Below are 23,725 nucleotides of genomic sequence, written 5' to 3'. Positions count from 1 at the left end.
GATTCGTGGCGAACGCGACCAGACGACGCTCCGTCACCCCTCGGATCAGTCTGATCGCGATTTCGTATCGCGTTCGAGCGCTTCGCGCCGCGTTTCGTATTCGTCGTCGGTCAGTTCTCCGCGCGCGTACGCGAGCCGAAGCTCTTCGAGCGCTTGATCCGAGTCAGTCTCGCCGCCGGTGACCGCCCGATAGAGGAGGTAACCACCGGCGACGAGGGCGGCGAGCAACAGGATTCGCACCACGATGCCGACGAGTACCCATCCCGGCATCGCTCCGGTTCCCCGCATTCCGCCGCCCCACGTGCCGCCCATCATCGATCCGAATCCCAGCATCCCGAAGCCCACGAGGAACACCGGGAGGAGAACGATCGCACCGACGACGAGAGCTATCGTCACCAGTCGTCTGTCGTCCGTATGTTCGGGCATATGTCGTCCCTCCGTGAGTCCGCGTCTACCGTCGTGTACGCGTTCGCGGTTCAATGCAGTTGCGACTCTCGTTCCCGATATATTTTGGACTGAAAGTTTCGAATACATGGTTCGATAGCCACCGAACAACATATTGCAAAACCCCGATGTTTCTCTCGTCCGTCTCCCACCGTGGCATCGGTACGTCCGGCCGGTGCCGCAACCCTGTCTGCGGAATGGGACCGACGACAGCGAGTCGGAAGCGACACGCGACGGTGAGACGCACTGTTTCTGTCGCGGGCCTTCGCGGACCGTGAGGAGAGTCCAGAGTGAGCCACCGGCCACCCGATACCGATGGAGGGCCGCGACCACGAACGACGTTTCGTCGGGATTCGCGGCCGTACGGGAACCTATCCCCGCGTCCCGACTGGCCGAGCAGACGGTCGGAACGTCCGGACGCGGTCGTTCGCCTCCTGAGACCCGAGAATCGAAAGCGGATTTTATTGTACCCGCCTCTGAAATCGGAAACGAATGTACGACCGGATTCTGCTTTCGACCGACGGAACGGTCGCGTCTGATCGGGCTGAATCGCACGCACTCGACCTCGCAGTCGCGCACGACGCCGTCCTCCACGCGCTCTACGTCGTCGACGAGGACGTCGTGACCGCGTACAGCGGCGACGAGTACGTCGACGAAGCCGAAGGCCCCGAACACGGCCTCGAAGAGCACGGAGAGGAGACGCTTTCGGACCTCCGTCGCCGAGCGTCTGAGGTCGGCGTGGACGTCGAGACGGCGATACGCCACGGCCGCCCCGCCGAGACTATCGTGGCGTACGCCGACGACCACGACGCGGACCTGCTCGTACTCGGAACCAAACGCCGACCCGACGAGTACCGCGCGCTTCTCGGGAGCGTCACCGACCGCGTCCTCCGGTTGACCGCGCGCCCGGCGACCGTCGTGAAAACCGAAGTCGACGAGTCGCGACAGGACGGTCGGTAACGGCCGTCGCCCGACTCGGGCGGGGCCCGACGGCGGGTCACGTCCCTCGTCGCCGATCGGACACGCCGACTCCGGTCACCCGCTCTCGACGTAGCCACCGATGACCGCTGCCTCGGCTTTCCGCACCAGTTCCCCCGCCGTGCTCGGCGAACAGTCGAGGACCGCAGCGACGTCCGCGACGGACCCCTCACGAGGGATTTCGTAGTAGCCCGCTTCGACCGCCGCCTCCAGGGCCGCCTGCTGTCGTTCGGTCAGGCGCGACGGCGAGCGCATTCGCTCGAACTCGTGGACCCGTTCGACGGTGAGGCTACCGAACTCGGAGAGTTCGTCGTGAAAGGAACTGAGCGCCGCCGTCTCCCCGACCGCCTCGAACCGAACGTCGCCCGTCGCGAGGAACACGACCGGCGGGAGGAAGATGACGCCCGAACTCGCGATAGTGTCGAGCAACGCCGCAGAAAACTCGTACTCGTCCTGTCTGAGGAACGCGTACGTCCCCGCGTCGTCCTCGACGAAATCGCTCGCGAGGAGCGAGTCGATACCGCCGACGACCGTCTCGGTCGCCTCTCGGTCCCCGTCGAACCACAGAAACGTCGCCGCGTCGTCCGTCGGACTCCACATCAGCAACTCGGCCCGCGTAATCGGCGTCTCCTCCATAATCCGCCGTTGAAGCGGGTGGACGAACCGGTCCGGGTAACGGACCGAAAACTGGATGCGTTTCATGCCGCCGTCGAACGACGTTCGCTCGGTTCGCATATCAAACACCGTGGTCGCCGGTTCGACGCCCGCCTCGGCGAGAACTCGGCGGCCGACCTATCGGTGTCGCTCCATCACGTCGGGGATGCATCGGAGGAGCGTCTCCAAGTGGTCGGCGTCGTCGAGAACCCGCAGACGAGCGTTCGGTAGCCGTTTTTCGAGGCGTCTGACGCCGCCTATCGGCACGTTCGCGTCGCTGTCCCCGTGCCAAAAGCGGACGGGAGTCGTAACCTCCTCGAAGCGGACTCCCCAGTCCCTCGCCGCGTTCCGGAACTCGGTCACGGCACCGCGTCGAGAGCGAGCGAACGCCTCGACGAAGTCCGCTCTGATCACCTCCGCTTCGGGGTTCGGAATCGACTCGGCGTCCGCCGTGTACTGCGAGACGACGACCGACGGGCCGAGACGGTCTGCAACCCACGCCTGCCCGTAGAAGAGGCCGCGGAGGACGGCGGGCGTCGTCGTCGCCAGTCGAGCGAGAAACCGCTGGACTGCTGGCGTCTCTCCGCCGACGTCGGGCGGCGTCGCCCCGGAGACGATATCGACACTCTCGACCCGGTTCGGCCGCGTCGCCGCAGTCGCGAGTGCGGAGGGCGCGCCGCCGGAGAACGCGACGAGACCGGCGGTCTGCACGTCGGCGTCGTCGAGGACGGTACCGACGAACGCTCCGGCGTCTCGCACCGACCGGCCCGGCCGCGGGTCGGACCGACCGTATCCGGGTCTATCGGGCGCGAGGACGCGAACGCCGGTCTCGTCGGCCGCCGAATCGAACAGCGAGCCGAGCTTTCGCGACCCGGGCGTCCCGTGGAGAAAAACGACCGGAGCGCCGTCGGGGCGACCGTAGTCCGCGTACGCGATGTCCCCATCGCCGTCCGGCGAGACGGTGACCGTTCTGTCGGCATCGCGTTCCGCATCCGAGCGAGGCGACGTGGAACTCTTCGCTGTCATCGACTATCGATTTCGCGCGCCGCGGGGAGTGATTGGTGCCGGATAGGTACGGTGGTATATATACGACCCCGCGGGTGTGGCTCACCGACCACTCGTCCAGCGGAGCTAGTGGCCTATCGCTGGACGACGCTACCGCGGACTCACGCGGTTCGTCGCGATATCCTCTCGAAGAAAACGTCGATCGGTCGGCGGACTGTGGCCGGTGGCCCTCGTGCGCGTTACCTCAGTCCTCGGAGGTGCCGTCGTTCCTGTTGTCGGAAACGACCTTGACGTCGGCCCAGTCGTTGGTCGCGCCGTCGACGGGGAGGTCGTCTCTGACCTGCGTCCCGTTGGTGAACGGGATGTCGGCGTGTGCCGGATTCTCTTCGGTCACGAAGTCGAACGAGCCGTTGTCGTTTCTGTCTCTGTGCGGGACGGCTACGAGCGGTTGATCTTCCTCGAGTCGCTCTCGGTCGCCGAAAGCGGGCGAATACCCGGTTCCGTCGTCGAAGAGTTGAACCTCTACGTTGGAGTACTCTCCCGGTTCGAACAACCCGGAGACGCCACAGATCGTGTCGGAGCCGTTCTGTTCTTCGATCAGGTCCCACGTGTGAATCGTGATGAACCCGTCGCCTTTCGGTTCGTATCGAGCGACCCGGACGGACTCTCCGGTCGTCCGCTGGGGGTTGAACTTGATATCGGCGTAGTTCTCTTGGTGGCTCTCCTCGTGTACTGCGGCCGCAGAGCCCACACTTCCGAGGCCGACACCGAACGCGATGGCCCCGCCTATCGTTCGTAGCGCCGTACGCCGACCAGTCGCTGCACGCAAATAGTTCTTTTCTGACATGTTGTGGTTTCTCCGGTGGTACGCATGTACCACTAATTGCAGCCGAATTAACAGCTAATCGGATAATACGGCCTCTCAACGCAATCCGTCCACTGGCGTATAACAGTTATCATATATGGTTCAAATTGCGCAAACCTGGCCGACCGGTGACGTCGGAAAGACTGTGCGTCGGGGACGGATCGGCCGCTCACTCGTCCGGCGGACTCTGCACCGCTTTCTCTATCGGAGTGTCGCCGGAGCCGAGTTCGAACGTTTTCCCGTGGGTCGGTTCGGCCGTGAGCGCTGCGACGAGCGTTCGAGCCACGTCCTCGCGGGGGATCTCGGCGCTGTCTCGGTCTATCTCCGCTCCGATTTCGACGCGTCCGGTCCCCTCCTCGTTCGTCAACGGACCCGGGCGGACGACGGTGTAGGTCAGGTCGCTCTCTCGGAGGTAGTCGTCGGCTTCGGCCTTCGCGCGCAGATACTCCCGAAGCGCCTCGGGACTCGATTCGGGGCGGTCGGCGTTTATCGAACTCAACATCACGAACCGCGTCGCGCCCTCGTCCTCGGCGGCGTCGACGAGGTTCTTCGCGCCGTCGCGGTCGACGCCCCACACGTCCTCACCGCCGGACCCGGCGGCGAAGACGACGGCGTCGGCACCCTCGACGGCGTGTGCGACGTCCTCGGTCAGGTCTGCGACGACCGGTTCGGCTCCCAAGGCGTCGATATCCTCGGTTTGCGACTCGTCGCGAACCATCCCGCCGACGTCGTAGTCGCTCTCTGCGAGGATTCTCGTCACGTGTTGTCCGACTTGACCGTGCGACCCGGCGACGAGCACGTACATGCTCGGAGAGTGACTCCGAGCGCCGAAGAAACTGGTGACCGCTCACTCGCCGAGACCCAACCGCTCTCGCCCCATCCGTCTGCCGCGTTCGACGAGTCGGTTCCCGTACTCTGTACGGGCGTCGTCCCACGCCGAGAGCGCCGACCCGAGCGTCTCGCGTCGGTCGAGTTCCCGTCGGAGTTCGACGGCGTCACCGGCGGCTTTCGCCGTCCCCGCGGCGGTGTGCGGGCGGGCGACGAACGCGGCGTCACCCAGTAGACATACTCGGCCGACGGTCATCCGCGGCACGGTCAGGTCGTATATCGCTTGGACGAACGGGTCCGTCGTCTCCGTTACGAGCGTCGTAAACACCGGCGGGAGTTCCGACTCCGCACGGTCCAGTTGCCGGTCGAGGACCGACTCTCGGAGGCGTCCGGGCGGGACGGTGACCGTCCGTTCGGTGCCGCCCGCGTCGGTGAAGACGGCGGTTCGGTCGCGGCGTTCGAGGCTGTCGTACCAGACCCAGTTGAGGCGGCGCGTCCCGGGGGCGGTACCGCCGTCGTCGCCGGGGATGAAGTACGCCAGAATCAGGTGGTTCGATCCCTGATAGAAGACGAACCGGTCGTCGAACGCATCGACTACCGCCGCCGAGAGGTCCGACTCGGAGACGACGCCCCGCCACGCGACGTACTCGGCGAACTCCGGGTCGACGTCCGAGAACAGGTCCCGGCGCGTCGAGGATTGACCCCCCTCGGCGACGACCACCAGGTCGGCCGACAGTTCGGTCCCGTCCGCAAGCCGGGCGGTTGCCGTCTCGGAGTCGGCGGCGACGACTTCCTCGCCCGTGCGGTACCGGTCGTCCGGGAACGCCGCCCGGAGTCGCCGGTAGACGGCGTCCCACGACGTAAATGCCATCGACTCCGCCGCCGACCGTTCGACGTCGCCGTCCCGCGTCAGATACCGTCGCTCGCTGGACGCCGTGGTTATCTCCTCGGGCGCGGCGGCGGCGTGACGGCCGAGAAACCGACGGACGTTCCGCTGTGCGACGATTCCCGCCCCCCGACTCCGGAGTCGTCCCGTCGATTGCTCGTGAACCGTCACGTCGTGTCCGGCGCTTCGGAGGGCGAGGCCGGTGAACAGTCCGCCCATCGACCCGCCGGACACCGTCACGTCGAGCGACTCCGTCGGCTGTTTCGATCGTTCCCGAGACACGCCGTCTCTTGCGGTTCGACCGCCGAAAGGCCTCCGGAGGGGCGAGCCGAACTCCCTTCGGCATCTCCTGTCCCGCGGACGCGTCTCTCTCGTCGTCGCGACGCAGAACACGGCGACGTCGGACCGCGCGAACGGTTCGGGTCCTCCGTTGGCCTCGCCGAGGCGTCCGCTAGTGCGCACACATCGACGGTGACACGGTGAAAAGAGAGTCGCTCGGTTCGACCGAACGGTCCGCGTTTCGCTCCGTTACGGCGGAGGGGTGCGACGGGCCGAGACGGTTACGCCATCGGGAGGATGGTCGAGAACGTAACCGTCGCCACGAGACCGGTGACGGAGATGATAGTCGTGAGAGCGGTCCACGTCCGAAGCGTCTCGCCGATGGTGAGGCCGCCTATCTCCTTGACCAGCCAGAATCCGCTGTCGTTGTACCACGAGAAGATGTTTCCGCCGGCCCCGATGGCCATCACCAGATACGCCGCGTGGACGTCGAGTTGGCCGACCTGCGGGGCCATGATACCGGCGGTGGTCAGCATCGCGGCCGTCGCCGACCCCTGCGCGATGCGCACGATGGCGGCGATAAGCCACGCACTCACTATCAGCGGAATGCCGATACCGGAGAGGATGCCGGTGATGTAGTCGCCGATTCCGGACGCCGCAAGCAGCGCGCCGAACGCCCCGCCCGCCGCGGTAATCGCCGCGATGTTGCCACCGCTCTTCAGCGCCTCGGTCAGTTCCTCGGTCCACTCGTCGCGCTCCATCTCGTTGTGACGGTAGTACGAGTACGCGGCCACCATCGCGGCGATGGTCAGCGCCACGTTCTTGTTCCCGACGAACGCGACGTACGGCTCTACCGCAGAGAGCGACGGGTAGACGTTTTGCAGAGAGTTGACGAACGTCAACGCCCCCACCAGCACCACGGCCAGCAGGATGGGCAGAAGCGACTCGAAGACGCCCGGGAGGGTGCTCGTCTTTCGGTTCGCGATGTCTTCGAGCTCTTCTGTCGTCGTCGACATCGCGTCGCGAAGCGGGATGTCGAGTCGCGCGTTCAGCCATCGGCCGTAGACGATACCGGCGAGCAACGCCGCGGGGAACGCCGTCGCGATGCCGACGAGAATCGTCATCCCGAGATTGACGCCGATCTGGTCTGCGACCGCGAGCGGTCCCGGCGTCGGCGGGACGAACACGTGCGTCGTCGCCGCACCGGCACCGACGACGACGATGAAGAGCGTGTAATCGCGGCCGACGCGTGCGCGCATCGACCGTGCGAGGGGTGCCATCAGGTAAAAGACGCTGTCGAAGAAGACGGGCACCGCGAGCACGGTACTGCTCCCCCACAGCGCGATATCGGAGTTCGATTCACCGAGAGCGTTCTGGAACCCGCGGACGATGCGTTGGGCCGCACCGCTTTCGAGCATCGACTTCCCGATGATAGCCGCCATCAGGATGGGTATCCCGATGCCGGCCATCCCGTCGCCGAACGCGGCCGCGACTTCGCTCGCCGCGTCCGCCCCCGAAAAGTCGGGGACGAACACCGCGTTGATGATGCCGACGAAGAACGCCGAGATGATCAACCCGACAAACGCCGGGAGGTCCCACACGACTAACAGCAGTATAACCGCGGCTAACGCCAAGATGAACGTCACCAGCGGACTGTGTGCAAACTCTATTGCCATGGTTTGTTGTGATACTCACTTTCTACTCTACCTGCGGGGTATAATTAATCATGGGGATGTAGTAACACCTACATATACTATTATAATAATAAAATCCGAACCAAGGTGAAAATTAATTACATACGCTCCCTCTCGTCCGACTTCGGGCGGGTCAGGTTCTGAACGGCGTCTCCGAAAATAGACGAGTCACGACGAAGACGATAGTTCGGTGTCCGGACGGACAGTTCCCGACTTCGTATCGGGTGTTCGAGCGCTAATTCCCTAATATCCGGTAATACTCTACACACTCTCCAATCACCATTTGTTTGTCCGGATGCGTCTCAGGAGTAGCCTTATACAAGACGAACGCACGCTTCGAGACGGAATGAACAACGTATTGTCGGTGATTTCTGGAAGAAAAGTAGATGAACGTCCATCAACGTTCGGAGTTCGAGAATGGGTCTGATACGGATGACGAAGTGGCGGACGCTTCTGCTCGCCACGGTGGGGTTCAACTTCTCGTTTCTCATCTGGTTCTCGTTTGCGCCCTTCACGGGCCCGATGGCCGAAGAGTTCGGACTCTCGCTCGGCGAAATCGGCGTCCTCGCGAGCGCGGCGATATGGCTGGCCCCGTTCGGCCGCATCCTGACGGGGTGGCTCTCGGACAAGTACGGCGCTCCGGCCGTGTTCGCTATCGTCCTCGCCTACGTGGGCGTGTTCTCGATGGCGAGCGCGTTCGCAGAGAGTTACGCGGTGTTCTTCGTCGAACGTCTCATCGTCGCCACGGCGGGCATCACGTTCGTCATCGGCATCCAACACGTCTCAGAGTGGTTCGAAGAGGAGAACCTCGGCATCGCCGAGGGCATCTACGCTGGCGTGGGTAACGCCGGTGCCGCGGCGGGAGCCCTCGTCCTCCCGCGCGTCTTCGGACCGGGGTGGAACGGTCCCCTCTTTCAGACCAACTGGCGGGCGGCGTTCTTCTACACGGGCGTCGTCTCGATTCTCTTGGCTGTGACGTACTACCTCCTCGGAGAGGCCGCCGCCACCGAGGAACGCCGGCAGGCAACCGCCGACAGTGCGACGTTGAAACAGTGGGTTCACACCGCCACGCGGTACGGAACGGTCGCTCTCGCGTTGGCGTACGTGATGAGTTTCGGGCTGGAACTCTCGATGAACGGCTGGTTGGCGACGTACTACCGCGAGGCGTTCGACACGAGCAACCTCGTGTTGGCGAGTACGTTCGCGGCGACGTTCTCCGTCGCGGCGGGCCTTCTGCGCCCTATCGGCGGCTACGCGAGCGACGTTCTCGCGCGAAAGGAGAGAGACATCCTGCCGGTGTTCGAGGGTCGGTACAGAGAACAATGGACGTTCGTCTCGCTTTCCTTTATCGTCGCCGCGATGGGGGTGATGACGCTCGCCGGACTCTCGGGCGCGGTGTTGATAGCCGTCGCCGCCGGATTCCTCGTCGGGATGGCCTGCGCGTTCGCGGAGGGAGCCATCTTCGCGCAGGTTCCCGCGATGTTCCCGAACAGTTCGGGGGCCGTCGCGGGCGTCGTCGGCGGCGTCGGCACCGTCGGCGGCATCGTCTACCCCCTCGTGTACTCCTCTGTGCTCTTGCCGAACCTCCACGTCGGGTACGCCATCGTCGGAGCCACGATGGTTCCCATCGTCCTCTTGAACGCGTGGGTCTATCGGCCCCACGTCGCGTCTCGCGCCACCGTCGACGGGTTCCTCGGGTCCGGTAGCGGCCCGACGCTGACCGACGACGACTGACGCCACCGGACATCTGTCTTCGAGGGACACTTTCTTTCTCGGTGGCCATAGCGCCCTTAGGAGCTATCCTCTTGGTGACAGTATGGCGGCGTCATATTATCTCGCGCTGATCGTCGTGAGTCTCGCGATTCTCGGTGCGGCGGTGCTCCCTCGAATATTCGCCGACAAACCCGTCTCGCTGCCGATAATATACGTCGTCTCGGGTGGCGTGCTGTTTTTGGCTCTCGGCGTCGAGGCTCCGAACCCCGTCGACCACCCCGAGATAACCGAACGGCTCACCGAACTGGTGGTCATCATCGCGTTGATGGGTGCGGGACTCAAACTCGACCGCCCGTTCGACTGGGGGGCGTGGTCGTCGACGTGGCGACTGCTCGCGATCACGATGCCGCTTTCTATCGTCGGTACCGCGCTTCTCGGGTGGTACGTCCTCGGCGCGCACATCGCGACGGCAGTCCTCATGGGCGCGGTCATCGCGCCGACGGACCCCGTTCTCGCGGCGGACGTCCAGACCGGGCCCCCCGCCGAGGGAACCGACGAGGAGATAGACCCAGAAGACCAGGAGGGCTCCATCCGGTTTGCGCTCACCTCCGAGGCCGGATTCAACGACGGACTGGCGTTCCCGTTCACCAACCTCGCGATAGCGCTCGCGGGCGCGGCGTCGATCGCGGCGGGCGAGTGGCTTCGAGAGTGGGTGCTCGTCGACGTGCTGTACAAGATACTCGTCGGCATCGTCGTCGGCTACGCCGCCGGGCAGGTCATCGCGCGGTTCGTCTTCGGGGAACCGGCGAGCACGCGACTCGCGGTGGTGATGGAGGGGGCCGAAGCGCTGGCGGCGACGCTTCTCGCCTACGGCGTTGCCGAACTGGCCAACGGGTACGGTTTTATCGCCGTCTTCGTCGCCGCTCTCGTCCTTCGTCACTACGAGTGGGAACACGACTACTACGAACATCTCCACGATTTCGCGGTGATGACCGAACGCCTGCTCATGGCCGGAATCTTGGTTCTCTTCGGCGGCACCCTCGTCAGCGGACTGCTCGACCCCCTGACGTGGCCGATGGTCGGCGTGGGACTCGTGGTTCTCTTCGTCGTGCGACCGATAGCGGGAGTCGTCGGACTGTTCGGCCACTCGGCGCACTGGGCCGAGCGACTCGTGATTGCGACGTTCGGTATCCGGGGAATCGGCTCGTTCTACTACCTCGCGCACGCTCTCAACGAAGCGACGTTCAAGGAGCGAGAACTGCTCGTCGCCGCCGAGGGACTGTGGGCTCTCGTCGGGTTCATCGTCTTGACTTCGACGTTCGTCCACGGAATCGCGGCGTCACCGGTGATGCGGAAGTTAGACGCGTGGCGGGGGTAGCGCACTCGACGTTCAGATTATCTGAAAGGAAACTGACATACAAGTGGCTGGCCGTCGAACGGTCTGTTCACCGTGCCTCGCGAACAAGCGATAGAGTTCTCGATAGACCACTTGCAGGTGCTCGCCCCGGACGGGTCGGTCGACTCCGACCTCGACCCCGACCTCTCGGAGGACCACCTGTTGGAACTGTACTGGACGATGAAACGGTCGCGCCGACTCGACGAACGGGCGATAGCCCTCCAGAGACGGGGCGAACTCGGGACGTACGCGCCCGCGATAGGGCAGGAAGCCGCACAGGTCGGGAGCGCGGACGCCCTCGAAGAGACAGACTGGATGGTGACCTCGTTTCGCGAGACGCCCGCGTACCTCACCCGCGGGACGCCGCCGCGGGCACTCCTCCAGTACGCCATGGGGATGGAGGAGGGGGCCGCCGCCCCGCGCGAGGAGCGGAACTTCCCGCCGTCGGTCCCCGTCGGCTCTCAGGCCCTGCACGCGGCGGGTCTGGGGTGGGCCCAAGAGATAACCGGCGAGGACGCCGCGACTATCGGTTACTTCGGCGACGGCGCGACGTCGGAGGGCGACGTGTACGAGGCGCTCAACCTCGCCGGGGTGTTCGACGCACACAGCGTCTTCTTCTGTCAGAACAACCAGTACGCCATCTCCGTCCCGCGGGAGAAACAGACCCGCGCGGAGACGCTGGCTCAGAAGGCAATCGCGGCCGGAATCGACGGCATCCAGGTTGACGGAAACGACGTGCTCGGGACGTACGCGGCGGTCAAAGAAGCCGTAGAGAGCGCTCGGAACGGCGACCCGGTGTTCGTCGAGGCGCTGACCTACCGTCGGTCGATACACACCACGTCCGACGACCCCTCGCTGTACCGCAAACAGGAGGAAGAAGACGAGTGGGAGGAACGCGACCCGATAGTTCGGTTCGAGTCGTACCTGCGCGAACGCGGTATCTTGGACGACGACCGAATCGAGGAGATGCGGGAGTCGATAGAGGAGAACCTGCGCGAGGAGATAGCCGCGGCAAACGAGGCCAGAGAGGGCGTCGAGGCGGTGGAGATGTTCGACAACGTCTACGAGTCGCGGACGCGAGAGTTGGACCGCCAGCGCGCGGCGTTCACGGAGGGCGAGAATGACAGATAAGCTCCGATTGGTCGAAGCGGTCCGCGAGACGCTGTTCGAGGAGATGGACCGCGACGAGGGCGTCGTCGTCTACGGGCAGGACGTCGGCGTCAACGGCGGCGTCTTCCGCGCGACGCAGGGACTCGTAGACGAGTATCCGAACCGGGTGTACGACGCGCCCGTGGCCGAGGCGGGCATCGTCGGACTCGGCGTCGGACTCGGCGCGTACGGGTTGACGCCGGTGCCCGAAATCGAGTTCTCCGGGTTCATGCACCAGGCGTTCCACCAGATTCAGCAACACGTCGCTCGGATTCGGAGTCGGACGCGCGGGGAGTTCACCTGCCCGATGACGATTCGCGCGCCGTACGGCGGCGGCATCCGCGCCCTCGAACACCACTCCGAGAGTTTCGAGGCGGGGTACGCCCACACCCCCGGTCTGAAAGTCGCCATCCCCTCGACGCCCGCGGACGCGAAGGGACTCCTCGCGTCGTCGATTCGGGACCCCGACCCCGTCGTCTTCTTCGAACCGACGCGCATCTACCGCGCCTTCCGCGAGGACGTGCCCGAGGGCGACTACACCGTCCCGTTCGGCGAGGCGGACGTGGTCCGCGAGGGCGACGACGTGACAGTCGTGGCATGGGGCGCGATGCGTCACCGCGTCTCCGAGGCGGTGGACGACGTGGACGCGAGCGTCGAGGTGATAGACCCGAGAACGCTCGCGCCGTTGGACTCGGAGACGATTCTCGACTCCGTCCGGAAGACCGGTCGCTGCGTCGTCGTCCACGAGGCACCGAAGACGGCGGGGATGGCCGCCGAGATAATCGCACAGATAAACGACGACGCGCTCTACTACCTCGAAGCGCCCGTTCAACGGGTCACCGGGTACGACGTCCCGTATCCGCTGTTCGCCCGCGAGGACGAGTACATCCCCGGCGAGGACCGCATCAAAACCGGTATCGAACGGGCGTTGTCGGCGTAACTCGCCCGGAGAACCGGTCGGCGGGCGGAACGCTACTCGTCGCTGTTTTCTTCCATGTACTCGCGGGCCGCCGCGAGTGCGCCGTCTCGGTCGGTCGGTTCGTCGGTCAACGGGACCTGATTCGACGTTCCGAGTTCGCCGCGCGGTTGCGAGTACGCCACCCACCCGTCTCCGGAACCGGACGCTTCGGTACAGACGACCCGTTCGTCCGCGCCGAGCCACGAGTGAACGTCGTCGTCGGCTTCTTCGGTCGTCCACCCGGTCGGAGCGTCGTCGCCTGGCGTGTCGGTAGAGGAACTCATCGTGAGCATCCACGTCTCGAACGGACATAGATGTTCGTCGACTGCCGGTTTTCTCGACGAGTTTTCGTTTCGTCGCCTCCGATTCGTTCGCTCGTCGGAGACAGTTACGCGAGTCGGCCCAATCTCACAACTGTTTCACCGTCCATGTTCGACGTATGCGCGACGATAACGCCTACAACGACGACGACGTGAGCCGAGAGTCCGAAGCCGAAATCGGGTCGAGTCCGTCGCTCTCGATGCCGACCATCCCGTGGGGGTGGGCGCCGTCGTCGTTCCAAAGCGGAACGAGAGACGACGAACTCATCGGCGACGGCGACGGAGACGGAGACGCCGCCAGACCCACCTCGGACGGCGACTCGTGGCTAGACGAGGGGCTCATCACTCTCCTCATCGTCTCCGGGGCGTTGCTGTTTCTCTTCCCGGAACCGGCCACCTCGGCCGTCGGTATCGTCCTCCTCGGCGTCGGCATCATCGCGTGGGCCATCGACCTCACGCGCTGAGGCCCCGACCCGACGCCGAGAGAGCGTGACCGCCCGTCACCGGGCGCGATAGCCGCGCGAGACGGCCGTTCGCCGAATCGCCGATAGACGGCCGTTAGACCCTCGATAATCTATATACCGGCTTCATACTTTTAAGAAAACGTAGCCAACCGTCGAGGCAAGATGGATGTCTCCGTTATCATCCCGACGTTGAAGCCTCCGAGCGAAATCGAGGCGGTCGAGTACCTCGAACGCGGGACGTTCGACGACTACGAAGTCGTCGTCTCGGACGCCTACCCCGTGACTCGGGCCCGGAACGAAGGCATCGAACGCGCGAGCGCGGACAAGTTGGTTTTCTTAGACGACGACTCCCGGCCCCGGGAGAACTACCTCGAACAGGCCTCGAAGACGTTAGAAGAGCAGTACGCCGTCGCCGGGCGTATCTTCCACCCCCGCGACGACATCTTCCGGAAGTACTTCACCGCGCACTACAGCCACGGCGACTATCCGAAGACCGTCGACCGCTTTTGGGGATGCAACATGGCGCTCCGGCGAGAGGCCGTAGAGGCGGTCGGCGGGTGGGACGAACAGATGGGCTGGGGCCACGAGGAGAAGGAACTCGCAGAACGGGTCACAGAGGAGTTCGACATCTACTACGAACCCGACATGGTCGTCGACCACCCGTACGCCGAGAGCATCCCGGATTACTGGCGCAAGCACTACGAACTGGCCCAGCAGACGCCCTACTACTGGGAGACGCAAGGCATGTCCGCGTCAGAGCAGGTCAAAGAGACCGTCTCCTCTCTCGTCAATCCGCTCAACTACCTCGGTCGCACGCCGACGGCAACCGTCACGAGGGCGGGCGGAACGCTCGCGCAGGGCGTCGGTCGGATACAGGGACTGCTCGCGAACCGGTCGCGGAACGTCTCGACTGCACGTCCCGCCGACTGCCACGAACCGGTCGGAGGGAACCGATGAGCTACGACGTCGCCGTCGTCGGAACCGGCCCGGACCCAGACGAGAAGGACACGGACGGCTTCGCGATGGCGTACCGCCACGCCGAGGCGTACGACCGCCTCGACGACTGCGAACTCGTCGCCTGCACCGACATCGTCCGCGAGAACGCCGAGGCATTCGCCGACCACTGGAACCTCCCGGAGGGGAACGTCTACGAGGAGCTAGACCGGATGCTCGGCGACGTCGAACCGGACGTGGTGAGCGTCTGCGTCCCGCCGGCGTTCCACGCCGACATCGTCGTCCAGTGCGCCGAAAGCGACGTCGTCTCCGCGATTCACTGCGAGAAGCCGATGGCGAACACGTGGGAGGGATGCCGCCGGATGGTCGAACGTGCCGACGCCCACGACGTCCAACTCACGTTCAACCACCAGCGACGCTTCGGCGGTCCGTTCCGCCGGGCGAAGGAACTGCTCGACGCGGGCGAGATCGGTCCGCTCCAGCGCATCGAACTCGGCGGGAAGAATCTCTTCGATTACGGGTCGCACTACTTCGACCTCTGCGGTTTCTTCAACGACCAGAGCGACCCCGAGTGGGTGATGGCCGGCATCGACTACTCCGAGGAGAACGTCCAGTTCGGCGTCCACAATGAGAACGGCGCCATCGCGCAGTGGGGCTACGAGAACGGCGTGCGCGGACTCGCGTCGACCGGAGACGACAGCATCGTCCCCGGCGAGATTCGACTCGTCGGCGCCGACGGGATGATAGACATCGGCGTCGAGGACGGCCCGACGCTCCGACTGTTCAACGACTCCACCGGCGGGTGGAAGACGATGGACACGAAGGGCGACACCGTCCACGCACCGGCCTGGTCGAAACCCCGCATGGCGGCGCTCAAAGTCGCCGAGAACGTCCCCCTCCTCCCCGAACGGTGGGTGGACCAATCGACGTTCATCGACCGGGCGATAGCCGACGTGATAGACGCTCTCGACTCGGGCCGGACGCCCGAACTGGCCGCCGAGAACGTCGTCCAATCGACGGAGCTGATATTCGCCGCGTGGGAGGCCGCCCGGCGGCGCACGAAGGTCGAACTCCCCCTCGACGTGGACGGCAACCCCCTCGAAGAGATGGTCGAAGACGGCGAACTGCTGGCCGAGAGCCCCGTCGCGGAACCGGCCGCGGAACCGGCGGACGACTGACCGGCCGACGCGCCGTCGCCGGACGGTCCGGAGGCGCTTCCGCCGTAACCGTCATTCCTCCGACCCGTGTACGCGACGCATGAACGCCGTTCCACTCGTCGCAGAGCGAGCGGAGCAGTCTCCGCTCTTGGCGTCTCTCCTCGCCGTCGCCCTCGCGTCGGTTCACCTCCTGACGATGTACGCGCCGCACAGGAGTTCGACGCGCGGGCGGCAACTCCTCTCTTTGGGCGCCGGTACGTCCGTCGCGTACGTGTTCGTCCTCCTCCTGCCCGAAATCGCAAGCGCCGCCGCGGAGGTGCGCACGATGTACGAGGGGCAGTTCTTCGCGGAACAACTCGTCTTTCTCGCCGGACTGGCCGGCGTCGTCGCGTTCTACGGGTTGGAGGTGTACGCCGCCCACCACTTCGACAGCGACGGGGAGGGAGAAACCTCCCCCGGAAGATACACCATCCACGTCGGGAGTTTCACCGTCTACTCGGCGCTCATCGGCTATCTCCTCTTTCACCAGGAGGTCGAGGGCGCTCTCAACCTCGTGTTGTACACGCTCGCGATGGGGCTTCACTTCCTGAACTTCGACCGGGGGTTGGACCGCAGACACGGCGACGCGTTCGAGGGAACCGGTCGGTGGGTGTTGGCGGGGGCGACGCTTCTCGGCGGCGGCGTGGGACTCGTGACGCAGATAAGCGAACTGGCGCTCGGGATGTTGCTCGGGTTCGTCTCCGGGGGGTTGGTGTTCAACACGTTCAAAGAGGAAGTCCCCGAGGCCGCACGAGGGCTGTTCCGCCCGTTCCTCGTCGGTTCCGTCGTCTACTCCGTCGTCGTCTTGCTCATCTGAGTCTCGCCGAGAGCGTTTCGCCATCAGTCTTATGCAACCCGTTACCGAACCACCGAGCAAATGAACCGTCCGCTCGCCGCCGTCGGGGGTGGTCTCGTCGGAACAGTCGCCCTGAGTCTCCTCTTGCTCCTCTTCGAGGTGGAGACGCGGTCGCGAATCCGCATGTTCGACGCCGTCGCCCGGTTCGTCGGCGTCCCCGGAAACACGAGCGTCGGCTTCGTCCTGTTCGTCGTCGCCGGCGTCGTCGCGTGGCCCCTGCTTTTCGCCGCCGTCCAGCCGTCTCTGCCGGGAGACGACCCGGCCCTGCAGGGCATGGGTCTCGCCATCCTGCTTTGGGTCGCGTTCGTTCTCCTCGGGCGCGGCGACCTCTCGGGGCCGATAATCCTCGCCTTCGCGGGGTTGACCCTGATGGCGCACCTCGCCTACGGGTTCATTCTCGGAACCGCCTACGCTCGGTTCACCGGAACGACGCCCACCGCCGACTCGCCGTCGGAGCGAACGGAGACGAGATGGTGACGCAGACGTTCAGCTCTCCCTACAGCTCCCCTCTGGACTTATGGCCGTGTTCTCCTAACCGCCCTGACACGCAGTTCGTTCGATGCCAACGATGAATGTCTCCCCCTTCGTCGTCCTCGTCGTCGCCAGTCTCCTCCTCGCGGGGGTGCTGTACTGGCGTCGCCGAGAGAGCGACGAGACGACACTGACCGAACCGCTCGCCGACCGACTGGTCCGTTCCGACGGGGGCGAAGAGAACGCCTCGTCGGCGCGTCGGAGTCCGTCCGGCGGAACCGACGGCGGCGACGCGCGTCCCTCGGCCTCCGACGGGGGCGTCGCGCCCTCCATGGGCATGCTGTTCAAGCGAGAGCACAAGACGAGCAAGCCGTACGGCCTGATGCGGTGGCTGACCACGGTCGACCACAAAGACATCGGATTTCTCTACCTCCTTTTCGGACTCGCGGCGGCGCTTTGGGGCGCGACGGACGCGTTCATGGTCCGGACGGAACTCATCACGCCGAGCGTCGACGTCTGGGACGAGAACACGTACAACGCGCTTTTCACGACGCACGGACTGACGATGCTCCTGTTTTTCGTGACGCCGGTTTTCAACGGCGTCGCGAACTACTTTCTGCCGCTTCTCTTGGACGCCGACGACATGGCGTTCCCGCGCATCAACGCCATCGCGTTCTGGCTGATTCCGTTCTCGTTCGTGATGGTCCGGGCGGGCCTTCTGACCGAAGTCCTCGCGAAGGTCATAGACGTGTTCGGGCCGCGAATCGAGTTCCTCTACGCGTTGGAACCGCCGACGACGGGGTGGACGATGTACGTACCGCTGTCCGCGACGCTCCCGAACCCGCAGATAGACCTGATGCTTCTCGGGTTGCATCTGTCCGGCATCGCGACCGTAATCGGCGCGATAAACATCATCGTCACCGTGTTCACCGAACGCGGTGAGGGCGTCACCTGGAGCGAGATGGACATCTTCACGTGGTCGATGCTGACCGCAAGCGGCCTCATCCTCTTTGCGTTCCCCCTCCTCGGGAGCGCGCTCTTGATGCTCCTCTTGGACCGCAACTTCGGGACGGCCTTCTACGCGCTCGAAGCCAACGGACCGATACTCTGGCAGCACCTGTTTTGGTTCTTCGGCCACCCCGAGGTGTACATCCTCGTGTTACCGGCGTTCGGCTTGACGAGCCAGATTCTCCCGAAGTTCACCGGTCGGACGCTGTTCGGCTACAAGTTCATCGTCTACTCGACGCTGGCCATCGGCGTCCTCTCGTTCGGCGTCTGGGCGCACCACATGTTCACGACGGGCATCGACCCGCGGATTCGCGCCTCGTTCATGGTCGTCACCCTCTCTATCGCCGTCCCCTCCGCGGTGAAGACGTTCAACTGGATCGCGACGATGTGGAACGGCGATATCAGACTCGCCGCGCCGCTTCAGTTCCTCGTCGCCGGAATCAGCCTGTTCATCGTCGGCGGCGTCACCGGCGTCTTCCTCGCGTCGATTCCGGTCGACCTCCTCGTCCACGACACCTACTACGTCGTCGCGCACTTCCACTTTTTCGTCGCGGGCATCATCGCCTTCTCGATGTTCGCGGCCTCGTACTACTGGTATCCGCTCTTCACCGGCCGGTGGTACAGCAAACGCCTCGCGAACCTCCACACCGCGTTGAGCGTCGTCGGCGTCCTCGTGACGTTCATGCCGCTTTTCGTCATCGGACTGATGGGACTCCCCCGCCGGTCGGCGTCGTATCCCGCGCAGTTCGCGCCGCTTCAACAGATAGCCTCGTTCGGCGCGCTCATCATCGCTATCAGCGTCGGCGTCTGGCTGTTCAACATGGTCCAGTCGTACAGGGTCGGGCCGAAGATTCGGAGCGCCGACCCGTGGAACCTCAAACCGACCGGGCAGTTCTCGAACGAGTGGCAGTGGTTCGAACGGCGACTCGAACAGGAACTCGGCTACGTGCCGGACGACCGGTCCGACGGCGAGGGCGAACGCTCCGAGGCCGAGACGGGTCGAAACCGGTCGACGAACCGCGAACGCGAGTCCGACGGGCAGAGCGCGGGCAGTGAGGGCGCGTCGGCCGAAGAGGACTACTGACGGTCGGTCGTCGACACCTCGCTCCGCACTCGGCGGTCTCTCCGCACCCCCTCTCTGAGTCGCGCGTCGTCTACGAACCGGTGGTCCTCCGAGCCTCTATCCACCAAGAGCGCCACGTCGGCGGAGTCGTACAGTGCGAAGAACGTGTCCCAATCGACCGCTCTGTCCGCGTCGTCCTCGCTCGCGAAGTCGAGAGACACCGACCCGTGGGTCGTCGCCGCGACGGCGGGCCGTTTTCCCGCGTCCTCGGCCCACGCCTCGATCTCCCTCCGTCCGGAGAGCGCGTGTTCGGACGACGAGTTCCGCGTCTCGCTGTCGCTATCGTTCTCGGAAGACATCGTTTCCGTCCGCTTGGCCCGGTACCGTCACGGGCGTCCTGCCTGCGTTGGCAAGCGGACGGGGGGACCGAATCACCGGTCGCGACTCTCCGAGACGGCAGATTCTCCCGACGGCGTTTCCCTCGCGTTCGCAAACTCTCGCGGTCGGTTCAGACGCCCAGTTCCTCCTCTGCGAGTTCCGCGGCTTGCCGAATCGACCCCACGGAGGTGAGATGGCCCGCGCCGACGGACGTCTTCATCGCTTTCGCGGGCGCGCCGGTGAACACCTTCGGCCCGAGTTGCGCGACTGCGCCGTCGCCGACGGAGACGATCCACCCCGGGACGTCGAACCGGTAGGGGTCGAGGCGCGGGGCGAAGTCGTCGCCGCCCCCGAGTTCGTGATCGACGAGGCGAGAGAGGTTCGTCGCCACCGTCCGCGCCTCGCGGATGGCCGCCGACGCCGAGGCGGGAACCGCCTCTCCGTCGGCGTCGACCGCCCGCGCGGCGTCGCCGACGACGAACGTCCGGTCGTCGAGTCTGAGGTCGCTTCGAACGAGAGGTCGGTCCCCGCCCATCGCGTCCGCGCCGGTGATGCCGCCGGTCCAGACGAAGATGTCGTAGGGGTACGTCTCCGCGGCCGTCTCCACGGCGTCCTCGGTGGCGCGGGTCACCGACGCGTCCGTTCGCACCTCGACGCCGCGTGCTTCGAGTTCCCCTCGGACCGCGTCGCGGAAGTTCTCCGGGAAGTTCGGCGCGACGTCGCCGAGTCGTTCGACGAGGGTGACGTCGGCATCTAACTCTTCCTCGCGGGCGAGAGCGGCGAGTTCCCCCGCCGTCTGGACGCCCGAGAGACCCGCCCCGCCGACGACGATGCGCGCTTCGCCCTCGGCGTCGAGAACGGCCTCGCGAATCGCGAGTGCGTCCTCGACGCGTTTCAGCGGAAGCGAGTGTTCTTCGACGCCGGGAAGCCCGTAGTACGCCGTCTCCGCACCGAGACAGACGGCGGCGTAGTCGTACGAGAGAGAGTCGCCGCCGTCGAGGTGAACCTCGCGCGCGTCCCTGTCGAGGCGTTCGACGCGGGCGACCCGCGGTTCGGCCCGGTCGAACAGGTCCGCGAGTGGGACCTGAATCGCGTCCGCGACGCCCGGACGGCGGATGACGCGGTGGACCTCGTGTTGGACGAGGTGGGCGTCGGAGTCGTCGACGACGACGAGTTCGACCGACGACGGGAGGTTCGATTCGAGTCGGCGAGCGAGCGTCACACCGGCGTAGCCCGCACCGAGCACCAGAAGTCGCATACGTGAGACTGAGGCGGGATAGACAAAGAGCGTGCGGGTCGGCGGCGGAATCGCCGACCGGCCGACCCGACCCGACCCGGCGCGCTACCTCAAAAGAGCGCGTCGGACTCGGGGAGAATCTCGGCGGGGCCGCCGACGGACCAGACGTCGGTCTCCACGTCGCAGGCCGCGACGGCGGACTCGACGCGTTCGACGTGGTCCTCGGTCGTGTTCACGTAGACGCTCGCGCCCGTGTCCGTCGAGAAGTAGACGGGGATGTCCTCCTCGGTGCGGAGTTTCCGCACCGCGTTGAAGACGGCGATGGTCCGCGGTTGCCAGTACACCCACCCCGACGGGCCGGTCATCGTCGTCGCCGTCAGCGACAGCGAGTCGTGTTCGGCCAACTCGAACGTGCGGTCGAACTCCCCCTTGCGGAGGGCGTCGCGCATCGTCTGCAGTTGCTCGTGGACGTGCGCCATCCGCGCTTCGAACATGTGGCTCTCTGCGGCCTCCTCGTGGGCCTGTTCGGTCTCCTTGTAGGCGGGGACGTGCGCGGCGACGACTCGCAAGTCGTCTTCGAGGTCGGATTCGATGCGCTCGGAGCGGCAGTCCTCGTCGTTGAGACCGGCGTAGAGATGCGAGAACGCGCCGGTCACCGCGCGCGCCGCGGAGGAGGACCCGCGGCGGGCGATAGTCGATATCTCGGGCCGAGAGAGGTCGAGTCCCGCGGCCTCCGAGAGAGCCATCGCCGCCGCCGCAAAGCCCGACGACGACGACCCGAAGCCGATGTTCGAGGGAAAGGAGTTCTCGCTCTCCAGTCGAACCGCGTGGTCGAACCCCGCGAGCGTTCGGACGTGGTCGACGACGGCGTCGATGCGTTCGGCGCCGCGGCCGGTCACGTCCTCGCCGCCGATGCGGTAGACGTCTTCTTCGCCGTCGGGGCGGAACTCCACCGTCGTCTTCGTGTGCGTCGGCGCGGTGCAGACGCTGATGCTGTCGTGGTACGGGAGTCGCAACTCCTCGTCTCGCATCCCGTGGTACTTCACGAGCCCCTGTATCGGGTGTGCCTTCGCGGTGGCTTTCATGCTCCTACGCGGGAGGGACTCCCGGTTAAACGTCCCGATGGGTTATCGTCGCGGCGAAAACTGGTTCAGTCGTCGGCCGGTTCCTCTGTCTCTGCTCTCGTCTCGGCCTCCGGTCCCCGTTGCCAGACGTTCGTGACGGCGTCGCCGGAGGGTGGTGTGTGACTGACGTGCTTCATCGGCGTTCGGTCCGAGTTCATCGTGGTAGTAGTTCTCGTGCGTCGGCTTAACGTTTCGCTGGGTATGCCTAGTAGGGTTAGTATCACACATAGGTGTATAAGGGTCACCGTCGTCGGGCGTGCGCGAGAAAAACCGGCTCCGCGTCGCCGTGCGGTTCGCGCCGAGTCGAGACGGGAGAACGGCGCGGTACGAGCGTCTACAGGCCACCACCGAGAGCGTAGGGCCACGCCGTCTCGGCGAGGGCCAAGAAGGCGAGTGCGCCGCCGAGCATGACGGTGTTCTTCAGAAAGCCCGTCATCTCCGATTGCTGTTGGTCCTCGGGGACGGCCCAAAAGTCGTGAAACAGGGGCGTCGTCACGAGGAGGAACGCGGCGACTGCACCCGCCGCGATTGCGGGGAAGACGCCGGCGGCGATGGCGAGTCCGGCCGCGACCAGAAGGCCACCCGACCCGAGGACGCCGACACGCGCCGCGGGCAGTCCCTTCGCCTCCGCGTACCCCGTCATGGCGTCGGCGTTCAGAAAGTGGTTGAGACCCATGAACGCGAGGACGCCCCCGAAGAGGAGTCGCGCGAGTAGAAAGACGATACCGGCACCGGTGCTCTCGAACTGAAGCGCTATCGAAGCGATGTCTGGTAACATTACGTTACGTGATTCTATCCCGAACCAATATATCACTTTGCGCACATCGACGTAACCGGGTGACGCCGGTGTTACGTGGTCACCGCGACGAAACTTTGATTATGGTTTGGCATTAATCAAAGCGGTACCTTCCGAAATTTACGCCCTGAGCGTGTGAATCAGCGGAATTTTGGATAGGAGTGGTATCCAAATGATAACCTCCCCAACCCGACGAACCCCCCATCGGACGAAACGCGAGAGCAGTACTCGAAGCTACAGGACCGCGCGCGACCATGTCTGAGACGTGGGACGCCGCGGGATACATCGCCAGTTCGCGGTACCGACTCGCGGTGTGTGAGTTGCTCTCGGACGACGGTCCGGAACTGCCGTCGCGAATAGCCGACGAACTCGACTTGGCCCAACCGCACGTCTCGCGCGCGCTTTCGGAACTCCGCGACAGAGAGATAGTCGAACTCCTCGTTCCGGAGTCACAGCAGAAAGGGCGTCTCTACGGTCTCACCGCCGACGGTCGGACCGCCCTCGCGCGCCTCCGCGGGCGGTCGGTGAACGTGGAGTTCGTCGAGGAGACGGGCTTTCCCCACACGCGCCTCCTCGAATACCTCCTCGACGCTCACGAGTCCGCGTTCCGACTCGCCATCTCTCACGACGAGGACCGTACCGAGGTGTACTGCGCCGTCGACGCCGACGGGCGGAGATACGACGAAGAGTCCATCTCGCGTCTCGTCGTCTCGCTCGAAGCGGGCGACGGCGAGGGCGTCGAATCGCCCGTCGGCGGTCAGACCCAGTTCGTCGTCCGGGGCCTCGAACGCACCACGCTCGTTCGGCTATCCGCCGACGGCGACGAGGATATCTACCTCACGCTCGAACGCGGGACGGACCTCTCGGTCGAGTCGTTCGTCGAGAACTGCCGGACGCGTCTCGCCCCCGAGAACTGACTCGTCCGCCTCGTTGTCCGCTTCGATAGCCCAGAACCCTCTTCGATGCACTCGCGTTGCCCGCCGGTGAACGCTCGGACTCCGCGCTCTCG

25 protein-coding genes are annotated in these 23,725 nt (G+C 65.1%); 12 read left to right on the top strand and 13 right to left on the bottom strand.

Annotated features, from left to right (window positions below):
• Positions 1-45: 45 nt before the first annotated feature.
• Entirely contained in the window at positions 46-426 is a 381-nt protein-coding gene (locus BM167_RS07080) for an SHOCT domain-containing protein (protein WP_092891158.1), read from the bottom strand.
• 510 nt (positions 427-936) lie between these two features.
• Here BM167_RS07080 and BM167_RS07075 point away from each other — a divergent pair.
• Positions 937-1,404: a universal stress protein gene (locus BM167_RS07075; RefSeq protein ID WP_092890743.1), complete on the top strand. Its 468-nt coding sequence runs from the start codon at positions 937-939 to the stop codon at positions 1,402-1,404.
• A gap of 75 nt (positions 1,405-1,479) precedes the next feature.
• On the opposite strand, the gene BM167_RS07070 is transcribed toward BM167_RS07075, so the two are convergent.
• From BM167_RS07070 to BM167_RS07045, 6 genes are all read right to left on the bottom strand, one after another.
• Entirely contained in the window at positions 1,480-2,157 is a 678-nt protein-coding gene (locus BM167_RS07070; RefSeq protein ID WP_245781316.1) for a helix-turn-helix domain-containing protein, read from the bottom strand.
• 57 nt (positions 2,158-2,214) lie between these two features.
• Positions 2,215-3,102, bottom strand: coding sequence for an alpha/beta fold hydrolase (locus tag BM167_RS07065; protein WP_092890740.1), 888 nt, complete (start codon positions 3,100-3,102; stop codon positions 2,215-2,217).
• A 223-nt stretch (positions 3,103-3,325) separates the two neighbouring features.
• Positions 3,326-3,928, bottom strand: coding sequence for a DUF7282 domain-containing protein (locus BM167_RS07060; protein WP_143095478.1), 603 nt, complete (start codon positions 3,926-3,928; stop codon positions 3,326-3,328).
• A 187-nt stretch (positions 3,929-4,115) separates the two neighbouring features.
• Positions 4,116-4,751: an SDR family oxidoreductase gene (locus tag BM167_RS07055; protein ID WP_092890734.1), complete on the bottom strand. Its 636-nt coding sequence runs from the start codon at positions 4,749-4,751 to the stop codon at positions 4,116-4,118.
• 42 nt (positions 4,752-4,793) lie between these two features.
• Complete coding sequence (locus tag BM167_RS07050; protein ID WP_092891154.1) at positions 4,794-5,942, bottom strand: FAD binding domain-containing protein; 1,149 nt, start codon at positions 5,940-5,942, stop codon at positions 4,794-4,796.
• Positions 5,943-6,220: 278 nt separating this feature from the next.
• Positions 6,221-7,615 (bottom strand): GntP family permease, encoded by a 1,395-nt coding sequence (locus BM167_RS07045; protein WP_092890731.1) that lies wholly within the window; start codon positions 7,613-7,615, stop codon positions 6,221-6,223.
• A gap of 450 nt (positions 7,616-8,065) precedes the next feature.
• Between BM167_RS07045 and BM167_RS07040 the strand changes: the two genes are divergently transcribed.
• The 4 genes from BM167_RS07040 (at position 8,066) to BM167_RS18380 (ending at position 12,831) form a co-directional block, all read left to right on the top strand.
• Positions 8,066-9,367, top strand: a complete 1,302-nt coding sequence (locus BM167_RS07040) for an MFS transporter (protein ID WP_177213313.1) — start codon at positions 8,066-8,068, stop codon at positions 9,365-9,367.
• Between the two features lie 82 nt (positions 9,368-9,449).
• Complete coding sequence (locus BM167_RS07035; RefSeq protein ID WP_092890725.1) at positions 9,450-10,724, top strand: cation:proton antiporter; 1,275 nt, start codon at positions 9,450-9,452, stop codon at positions 10,722-10,724.
• A gap of 72 nt (positions 10,725-10,796) precedes the next feature.
• A complete protein-coding gene (gene pdhA, locus BM167_RS18385; RefSeq protein ID WP_177213295.1) occupies positions 10,797-11,873 on the top strand; it encodes a pyruvate dehydrogenase (acetyl-transferring) E1 component subunit alpha in 1,077 nt (358 codons plus the stop codon).
• Positions 11,863-12,831 (top strand): alpha-ketoacid dehydrogenase subunit beta, encoded by a 969-nt coding sequence (locus BM167_RS18380; protein WP_177213294.1) that lies wholly within the window; start codon positions 11,863-11,865, stop codon positions 12,829-12,831. Before pdhA ends, BM167_RS18380 begins: the two co-directional genes overlap by 11 nt.
• A gap of 32 nt (positions 12,832-12,863) precedes the next feature.
• Here the strand turns inward: BM167_RS18380 and BM167_RS07025 are convergent, their stop codons facing one another.
• Positions 12,864-13,133 carry a hypothetical protein gene (locus BM167_RS07025; protein ID WP_143095477.1) on the bottom strand — a complete coding sequence of 90 codons (270 nt, stop codon included), beginning with the start codon at positions 13,131-13,133 and terminating at the stop codon, positions 12,864-12,866.
• 155 nt (positions 13,134-13,288) lie between these two features.
• On the opposite strand from BM167_RS07025, the gene BM167_RS07020 reads away from it, so the two are divergent.
• The 6 genes from BM167_RS07020 (at position 13,289) to BM167_RS06995 (ending at position 19,202) form a co-directional block, all read left to right on the top strand.
• On the top strand, positions 13,289-13,633 hold the full coding sequence (locus BM167_RS07020) for a hypothetical protein (protein ID WP_092890718.1): 345 nt from the start codon (positions 13,289-13,291) through the stop codon (positions 13,631-13,633).
• A gap of 162 nt (positions 13,634-13,795) precedes the next feature.
• Positions 13,796-14,590, top strand: a complete 795-nt coding sequence (locus tag BM167_RS07015; RefSeq protein ID WP_092890715.1) for a glycosyltransferase family 2 protein — start codon at positions 13,796-13,798, stop codon at positions 14,588-14,590.
• Entirely contained in the window at positions 14,587-15,765 is a 1,179-nt protein-coding gene (locus BM167_RS07010; protein WP_092890712.1) for a Gfo/Idh/MocA family protein, read from the top strand. Before BM167_RS07015 ends, BM167_RS07010 begins: the two co-directional genes overlap by 4 nt.
• 79 nt (positions 15,766-15,844) lie before the next feature.
• Complete coding sequence (locus tag BM167_RS07005) at positions 15,845-16,600, top strand: hypothetical protein (protein WP_092890709.1); 756 nt, start codon at positions 15,845-15,847, stop codon at positions 16,598-16,600.
• Positions 16,601-16,660: 60 nt separating this feature from the next.
• On the top strand, positions 16,661-17,116 hold the full coding sequence (locus BM167_RS07000; protein ID WP_092890706.1) for a DUF6789 family protein: 456 nt from the start codon (positions 16,661-16,663) through the stop codon (positions 17,114-17,116).
• A gap of 91 nt (positions 17,117-17,207) precedes the next feature.
• Positions 17,208-19,202, top strand: coding sequence for a cbb3-type cytochrome c oxidase subunit I (locus BM167_RS06995; protein WP_092890701.1), 1,995 nt, complete (start codon positions 17,208-17,210; stop codon positions 19,200-19,202).
• Here the strand turns inward: BM167_RS06995 and BM167_RS06990 are convergent.
• The 5 genes from BM167_RS06990 to BM167_RS06975 all read right to left on the bottom strand — a co-directional run bounded on the left by BM167_RS06990 (position 19,196) and on the right by BM167_RS06975 (position 22,698).
• Positions 19,196-19,540, bottom strand: coding sequence for a hypothetical protein (locus tag BM167_RS06990; protein ID WP_092890698.1), 345 nt, complete (start codon positions 19,538-19,540; stop codon positions 19,196-19,198). The genes BM167_RS06995 and BM167_RS06990 overlap by 7 nt on opposite strands.
• A 149-nt stretch (positions 19,541-19,689) precedes the next feature.
• A complete protein-coding gene (locus BM167_RS06985) occupies positions 19,690-20,817 on the bottom strand; it encodes an NAD(P)/FAD-dependent oxidoreductase (protein WP_092890695.1) in 1,128 nt (375 codons plus the stop codon).
• A gap of 89 nt (positions 20,818-20,906) precedes the next feature.
• Entirely contained in the window at positions 20,907-21,881 is a 975-nt protein-coding gene (mvaD, locus tag BM167_RS06980) for a phosphomevalonate decarboxylase MvaD (protein WP_092890692.1), read from the bottom strand.
• 65 nt (positions 21,882-21,946) lie between these two features.
• Positions 21,947-22,078 (bottom strand): DUF7989 family protein, encoded by a 132-nt coding sequence (locus BM167_RS18870; protein WP_281244623.1) that lies wholly within the window; start codon positions 22,076-22,078, stop codon positions 21,947-21,949.
• A gap of 176 nt (positions 22,079-22,254) precedes the next feature.
• Positions 22,255-22,698 carry a DoxX family protein gene (locus BM167_RS06975; protein WP_092890689.1) on the bottom strand — a complete coding sequence of 148 codons (444 nt, stop codon included), beginning with the start codon at positions 22,696-22,698 and terminating at the stop codon, positions 22,255-22,257.
• Positions 22,699-22,970: 272 nt separating this feature from the next.
• On the opposite strand from BM167_RS06975, the gene BM167_RS06970 reads away from it, so the two are divergent.
• Positions 22,971-23,633: a DUF7522 family protein gene (locus BM167_RS06970; RefSeq protein ID WP_092890686.1), complete on the top strand. Its 663-nt coding sequence runs from the start codon at positions 22,971-22,973 to the stop codon at positions 23,631-23,633.
• The last annotated feature ends 92 nt before the right edge of the window (positions 23,634-23,725 follow it).

Origin of the sequence: Halopelagius inordinatus, from assembly GCF_900113245.1 — an archaeon.
Classification (GTDB): domain Archaea; phylum Halobacteriota; class Halobacteria; order Halobacteriales; family Haloferacaceae; genus Halopelagius; species Halopelagius inordinatus.
This window is presented reverse-complemented; position numbering and strand designations above follow the sequence as displayed.

What these genes read in the sequence shown, in the direction of transcription:
- BM167_RS07040 (WP_177213313.1), top strand. Translation starts at nt 8,066, where the DNA reads ATGACGAAGTGGCGGACGCTTCTGCTCGCCACGGTGGGGTTCAACTTC.
- mvaD (WP_092890692.1), bottom strand. Translation starts at nt 21,881, where the DNA reads ATGAAAGCCACCGCGAAGGCACACCCGATACAGGGGCTCGTGAAGTAC.
- BM167_RS06975 (WP_092890689.1), bottom strand. Translation starts at nt 22,698, where the DNA reads ATGTTACCAGACATCGCTTCGATAGCGCTTCAGTTCGAGAGCACCGGT.
- BM167_RS07075 (WP_092890743.1), top strand. Translation starts at nt 937, where the DNA reads ATGTACGACCGGATTCTGCTTTCGACCGACGGAACGGTCGCGTCTGAT.
- BM167_RS07000 (WP_092890706.1), top strand. Translation starts at nt 16,661, where the DNA reads ATGAACCGTCCGCTCGCCGCCGTCGGGGGTGGTCTCGTCGGAACAGTC.
- BM167_RS07080 (WP_092891158.1), bottom strand. Translation starts at nt 426, where the DNA reads ATGCCCGAACATACGGACGACAGACGACTGGTGACGATAGCTCTCGTC.
- BM167_RS18380 (WP_177213294.1), top strand. Translation starts at nt 11,863, where the DNA reads ATGACAGATAAGCTCCGATTGGTCGAAGCGGTCCGCGAGACGCTGTTC.
- BM167_RS07020 (WP_092890718.1), top strand. Translation starts at nt 13,289, where the DNA reads ATGCGCGACGATAACGCCTACAACGACGACGACGTGAGCCGAGAGTCC.
- BM167_RS06985 (WP_092890695.1), bottom strand. Translation starts at nt 20,817, where the DNA reads ATGCGACTTCTGGTGCTCGGTGCGGGCTACGCCGGTGTGACGCTCGCT.
- BM167_RS07025 (WP_143095477.1), bottom strand. Translation starts at nt 13,133, where the DNA reads ATGAGTTCCTCTACCGACACGCCAGGCGACGACGCTCCGACCGGGTGG.
- BM167_RS07035 (WP_092890725.1), top strand. Translation starts at nt 9,450, where the DNA reads ATGGCGGCGTCATATTATCTCGCGCTGATCGTCGTGAGTCTCGCGATT.
- BM167_RS07065 (WP_092890740.1), bottom strand. Translation starts at nt 3,102, where the DNA reads ATGACAGCGAAGAGTTCCACGTCGCCTCGCTCGGATGCGGAACGCGAT.
- BM167_RS07005 (WP_092890709.1), top strand. Translation starts at nt 15,845, where the DNA reads ATGAACGCCGTTCCACTCGTCGCAGAGCGAGCGGAGCAGTCTCCGCTC.
- BM167_RS06995 (WP_092890701.1), top strand. Translation starts at nt 17,208, where the DNA reads ATGAATGTCTCCCCCTTCGTCGTCCTCGTCGTCGCCAGTCTCCTCCTC.
- BM167_RS18870 (WP_281244623.1), bottom strand. Translation starts at nt 22,078, where the DNA reads ATGAACTCGGACCGAACGCCGATGAAGCACGTCAGTCACACACCACCC.
- BM167_RS06990 (WP_092890698.1), bottom strand. Translation starts at nt 19,540, where the DNA reads ATGTCTTCCGAGAACGATAGCGACAGCGAGACGCGGAACTCGTCGTCC.
- BM167_RS07010 (WP_092890712.1), top strand. Translation starts at nt 14,587, where the DNA reads ATGAGCTACGACGTCGCCGTCGTCGGAACCGGCCCGGACCCAGACGAG.
- BM167_RS07060 (WP_143095478.1), bottom strand. Translation starts at nt 3,928, where the DNA reads ATGTCAGAAAAGAACTATTTGCGTGCAGCGACTGGTCGGCGTACGGCG.
- BM167_RS07015 (WP_092890715.1), top strand. Translation starts at nt 13,796, where the DNA reads ATGGATGTCTCCGTTATCATCCCGACGTTGAAGCCTCCGAGCGAAATC.
- BM167_RS07055 (WP_092890734.1), bottom strand. Translation starts at nt 4,751, where the DNA reads ATGTACGTGCTCGTCGCCGGGTCGCACGGTCAAGTCGGACAACACGTG.
- BM167_RS07070 (WP_245781316.1), bottom strand. Translation starts at nt 2,157, where the DNA reads ATGCGAACCGAGCGAACGTCGTTCGACGGCGGCATGAAACGCATCCAG.
- BM167_RS07045 (WP_092890731.1), bottom strand. Translation starts at nt 7,615, where the DNA reads ATGGCAATAGAGTTTGCACACAGTCCGCTGGTGACGTTCATCTTGGCG.
- BM167_RS06970 (WP_092890686.1), top strand. Translation starts at nt 22,971, where the DNA reads ATGTCTGAGACGTGGGACGCCGCGGGATACATCGCCAGTTCGCGGTAC.